The organism is Dietzia aerolata, from assembly GCF_014144865.1.
Taxonomy (GTDB): Bacteria; Actinomycetota; Actinomycetes; order Mycobacteriales; family Mycobacteriaceae; genus Dietzia; species Dietzia aerolata.
Genome location: NZ_JAALDM010000304.1, coordinates 1 through 4,212 on the forward strand (window position 1 = coordinate 1; position 4,212 = coordinate 4,212).

At 71.9% G+C, this 4,212-nt stretch carries 3 protein-coding genes, 1 pseudogene and 2 riboswitches; of the genes and pseudogenes, 1 reads left to right on the forward strand and 3 read right to left on the reverse strand.

The window, feature by feature from the left end; genetic code table 11:
* Window positions 1-35: 35 nt before the first annotated feature.
* From G6016_RS15440 to G6016_RS15450, 3 genes are all read right to left on the reverse strand, one after another.
* Window positions 36-1,613 (reverse strand): precorrin-2 C(20)-methyltransferase, encoded by a 1,578-nt coding sequence (locus tag G6016_RS15440; RefSeq protein WP_182633496.1) that lies wholly within the window; start codon window positions 1,611-1,613, stop codon window positions 36-38.
* Complete coding sequence (locus G6016_RS15445; protein ID WP_182633497.1) at window positions 1,610-2,275, reverse strand: precorrin-8X methylmutase; 666 nt, start codon at window positions 2,273-2,275, stop codon at window positions 1,610-1,612. The genes G6016_RS15440 and G6016_RS15445 overlap by 4 nt, the downstream gene beginning before the upstream one ends.
* A 78-nt stretch (window positions 2,276-2,353) precedes the next feature.
* Window positions 2,354-2,420, reverse strand: a riboswitch (cobalamin riboswitch).
* Between the two features lie 22 nt (window positions 2,421-2,442).
* Window positions 2,443-3,330 (reverse strand): ferredoxin-like domain-containing protein, encoded by an 888-nt coding sequence (locus G6016_RS15450; protein ID WP_182633498.1) that lies wholly within the window; start codon window positions 3,328-3,330, stop codon window positions 2,443-2,445.
* 127 nt (window positions 3,331-3,457) lie between these two features.
* Window positions 3,458-3,650, forward strand: a riboswitch (cobalamin riboswitch).
* On the opposite strand from G6016_RS15450, the pseudogene cobN reads away from it, so the two are divergent.
* A pseudogene (gene cobN / locus G6016_RS15455) lies at window positions 3,642-4,212 on the forward strand (cobaltochelatase subunit CobN); the annotation flags it as partial. Its footprint overlaps the riboswitch before it by 9 nt.

The following is a 4,212-nucleotide window of genomic DNA, read 5'->3' on the forward strand; positions in this document are numbered from 1 at the left end:
TCCGGAAAGTAGCTGCCCGAGCGCAGCTTGGGGCACTACTGCTCACGCGGTACAAACCTAGGACTCCACGCTTTTCCTGATCGAGTCGCGCGGGTACCCGAAGCGCCCACGATGAGCAGGCATTTCATGTCCACTGAGCCGCAGTTGAGGTCGGCGAGAGTGGTGACCGTGAGCGACTCCTCGGCGCGGCCGACGTCGCGGCCCACGATCACCGGTGTGGATGGGCAGCGGTGGCGGAGCAGGATCTCGCGGGCGTCAGCCACCTGGTGGGTGCGTGAGCGCGAGGCCGGGTTGTAGATCGCGAGCACCAGGTCGGCGGAAGCGATCGCGTCGAGGCGGCGCTCGATGACGTCCCACGGCTTGAGGCGGTCAGACAGGCTCAGCACTGCGAAGTCGGCGCCGATCGGAGCGCCGACCCGGGCCGCGACCGCCTGAACGGCCGACACTCCGGGAGCGACGCGGATGTCGATGCCCGCAAAGCGGGGATCTTCGGCGGCCTCGAACACGGCTGATGCCATGCCGAAGATGCCGGCATCCCCGCCCGACACCACCGCGACGCGCTCGCCGGCAAGCGCGAGATCGAGAGCGAACGCTGCCCGGTCGACCTCCACCGTGTTTCCTGACGCATGACGGTGAAGGCCCTCACGCTGCGGAACCCGGTTGACGTACGGTGCGTAGCCCACCACGTGATCCACCTCGGACAGGATCCGCGTGACTTCCGGGGTTATCCACTCTGCGGGTCCCGGTCCCAGGCCAACAACGTGCACTACTCCGCTAGGTGCTGCGGGGGAAGCCGTGTCCGGGGCGCTGGTCGGCTCGGCGGGAACGACCAACTGTGCAGGTCGGCGGCCTGTGGGGTCGATGTGGTGAGAGTCGCCGGGGACGACGATGAGCGAGAAGTACGGCACCGAGTCGGGGTCGACGTCGCGGACCAGGTGGTGCTCCTCGGCGTCCGTCGAGGCGCGCTCGACGTAGACGGCGCCGTCCAGCCGGCCCGCAGCCTCGAGCGCCCGGCGGACGGCGGGGAAGTTGCGGCCGAGCTTCATGATGATCGCGCCGTCGGTATCGGCGAGACGCCGCGCGAGCTCGGGCTCGGGCAGAGTGCCGGGCAGCACGGTGAGGACATCGGTCTGCCGGACCAGGGGAGTGGCGGCCGCGGCGGTGGCGGCGGCGAAGGCCGGGACGCCGGGCACGATCTCGACCTCGAACCGCGGGGAGAGCCGGTCGTGCATGTACATGAAGGAGCCGTAGAACAGCGGGTCCCCCTCGGACAGCAGCACCACGTTCCGGCCAGCGGACAGGTGCCCGGCCAACCGCTGGGCGCTGCGCTCGTAGAAGTCCGCGATCGCGCCCGCGTACCCGCCCGGGTGATCGGTGACGCCCGTGGTCACCGGGTATTCGAGGCGCTCCTCGGTGGCGTTGGCGGGGATGAGGTCGGCGGCGATGCGGCGTGCGTTGGACTCCTTGCCGCGGCCTGCGTGGAAGGCCACCACGTCGGCGGAGCCGATGAGCCTGGCGGCCTTGAGGGTGAGTAGTTCGGGATCGCCGGGGCCCACGCCCACGCCGTAGAGGCGGCCAGGGGTCTGGTCAGTGGTGGGGGCTGCGCTGGTCACTCCGTCTCCTGGGCCAGGGCGTTGAGCGCGGACGCGGTCATCGCTGATCCGCCGCGGCGGCCGTGGACGGTGACGAACGGGATGTCGATGCCGTGGTCGGAGGCGAACGAGGCGAGCGCCGCCTTGGACTCGGCCGCGCCGATGAACCCGACCGGGCAGCCGACGATCGCCGCGGGGCGCGGAGCGCCGTCGAGCAGCATCTCCAGTAGGTGGAACAGGGCGGTAGGAGCGTTGCCGATCGCCACCACGGCGCCGCTCAGCCGGTCGCCCCACAGGCTGAGGGCCGCGGCGGAGCGGGTGGTGCCCATCTCGGTGGCCAACTCGCGGACCCTCTGATCGGACAGGGTGCACACCACGTCGTTGGCGTACGGCAGGCGGGCACGGGTGACACCGGAGGCGACCATGTGGGCGTCACAGAGAATCGGCGCGCCGGCCTCGAGTGCCGAGCGGGCGGCGCCGACGAGCCCGGGGTGTACCTGCAGGTCAGCGGTCAGGTCGGTCTGCCCGGTGCCGTGGATCATCCGGACCGCGAGCTTCTCCGCATCGGCTGGGATCCGCGACAGGTCGGCTTCCCGGCGGATGGTGGCGAATGAGTCGACGTAGATGGCGGGGCCGTCGTCGATGTACTCATAGCGACGCGGCGGCCGAACGGCACCAGGCATGGGTCCTCCTCGGGGTTCTCGCCCCGCATAAGAAGTAGCGCGACCCGGGCTGACCTCCCCGCGTCGATCCCTCGGCCAGTATCTGGCTGGGCCCGGCAAGCGGGCCTCACAGTGGCGGAACCGCCCCGGAATCGCACCGGGTTCCTCGCCGTGGGACGCCTCGCAGCCTACGCGGGGACCACCAGGACACCCCGCCACGGGGTCACGATCAGCTCCCGCACGTCGGGGCTGGTGAGGCGGCCGATCAGGTCGCGGTCGAGCACCCCGTCGGGGGCTTCGACGTGCTCGAGGGTGCTGGCGCCCGAGACCGGGCCGTAGGGCAACGGCGGGATCGGCGCTGGCAGGCGGGGATCGGGCGCGCCGAATACCGTCAGCTCCGCACGCAGGTCGGCGGTCAGCTCACGGACGTGCCACGGCGCATCCGGGCCACCGCCGCGGACCCGGACGAATGCCCGGGCCAGCCCGACGAGCTCCTCGGCGGCCTCGGCCAGCGGCACGACGCCAGCCCAGTTCTCGCCCACGCGCAGCTGCGCGGTCTCGGCGTCCAGCGCCACCAGCCCCAGGTCGCAGGACTGCTCGATGAGATCCCCGCGACCGTCGTCGAGGACGAACAGGAAACGCCCGGGCAGTCCGGCGAGCTCCGGCAGTGCCACCAGGCCTGCGTCCAGGGCGGTGGTGACCTGCCGCAGGTCCGCCCTGCCGCCGTCCAGTCCGGTCAGGGGCGAGACGAGGATGTTGCGCACCAACTCGTGCTCGGGAGCCGGCAGCAGCCCGGTCTCGGCGATCGCGTCCACCACCTCAGCCGGCAACTGGCCGTCGGGGCCGGAGGGCAGTGCGCGAATCTGCAAGTTCGCCCGGGTGGTGATGTGCAGGGCGACGTTGTCGTCGTCGCCAAATTTTTCTGCCACCTCGCCCAGCGCGGCGAGGGACATCGGTGACACGCGGCCACCCGGGATCCGGAGGCGCACCAGGGCGCCATCGGCGGCCGGCCACGGGCGCAGGACGCCGGGGCACAGGTCGCCGCGAGTGCGTCGGGAGGATTCGGGAGCGTTCACGACCGCCAGTCTGGCATCGGTGCCCGCGGTGGGGGTGGGAGCGGGGCGGCGCGTCAAGGGGTCGTGCAGGTCGTCGCGGGGGCGTGGCGGAGAGCGGGGCGGCGCGCCGGACACGCGCGGCGGCGGATAGGATCGCGGGTGCCGTGGTGCTCGGGAAGCCGGAGGAAAAGCCGGCGCGGCCCTCGCCACTGTAGTCGCGGAGCAGCGCGACCCTCGTCCGTCCTCATCGGGACGGAGACCACTGGCCTCATGGTCCGGGAAGGTCGGTCGCGCGGCGTCGATGCGAAAGCCAGGAGACCGGCCACGGCGACATGTTCCACGAGGGTTTGGAGAAGAACATGCGCCACGACCGGCGTTCGGCGTCCCCTGACGATGCCACTGCAACATCCGTAGAGGGCGCTGTGTCGGCGCCGACTGACGAGCGCGAGCCCCGCATCGCCCTGCTGTCCACGTCCGACACGGACCTGCTGTCCGCGCGGGAGTCAGGGGCGACCTACACGCTCGGCAACCCGTCGCGCATCGATCCGGCGGGCGACCTGCCCGGGCTGCTCGACGGCGCCGACCTGCTGGTGGTGCGGATCCTCGGCTCCCGTCGCTCGTGGGACGAGGGCTTTGACGCTGTGCTCGGCGCGGGCGTGCCCGTGGTGGTTCTGGGCGGCGAGCAGGCCCCCGACGCCGACCTCATGGAGCTGTCCACCGTTCCCATCGGCACCGCCGCCGAGGCGCACCGCTACCTCGCCGAGGGCGGGCCCGCCAACCTCGCCCAGCTCCACGCCTTCCTCTCCGACACCGTGCTGCTCACCGGCCAGGGGTTCGAACCGCCGGTCGCCGTGCCCGTGTGGGGGCTGCCCGAGCGGCCGGACGTCGCCTGGGCGGCCGGGT

What these genes read in the sequence shown, in the direction of transcription:
- G6016_RS15445 (WP_182633497.1), bottom strand. Translation starts at nt 2,275, where the DNA reads ATGCCTGGTGCCGTTCGGCCGCCGCGTCGCTATGAGTACATCGACGAC.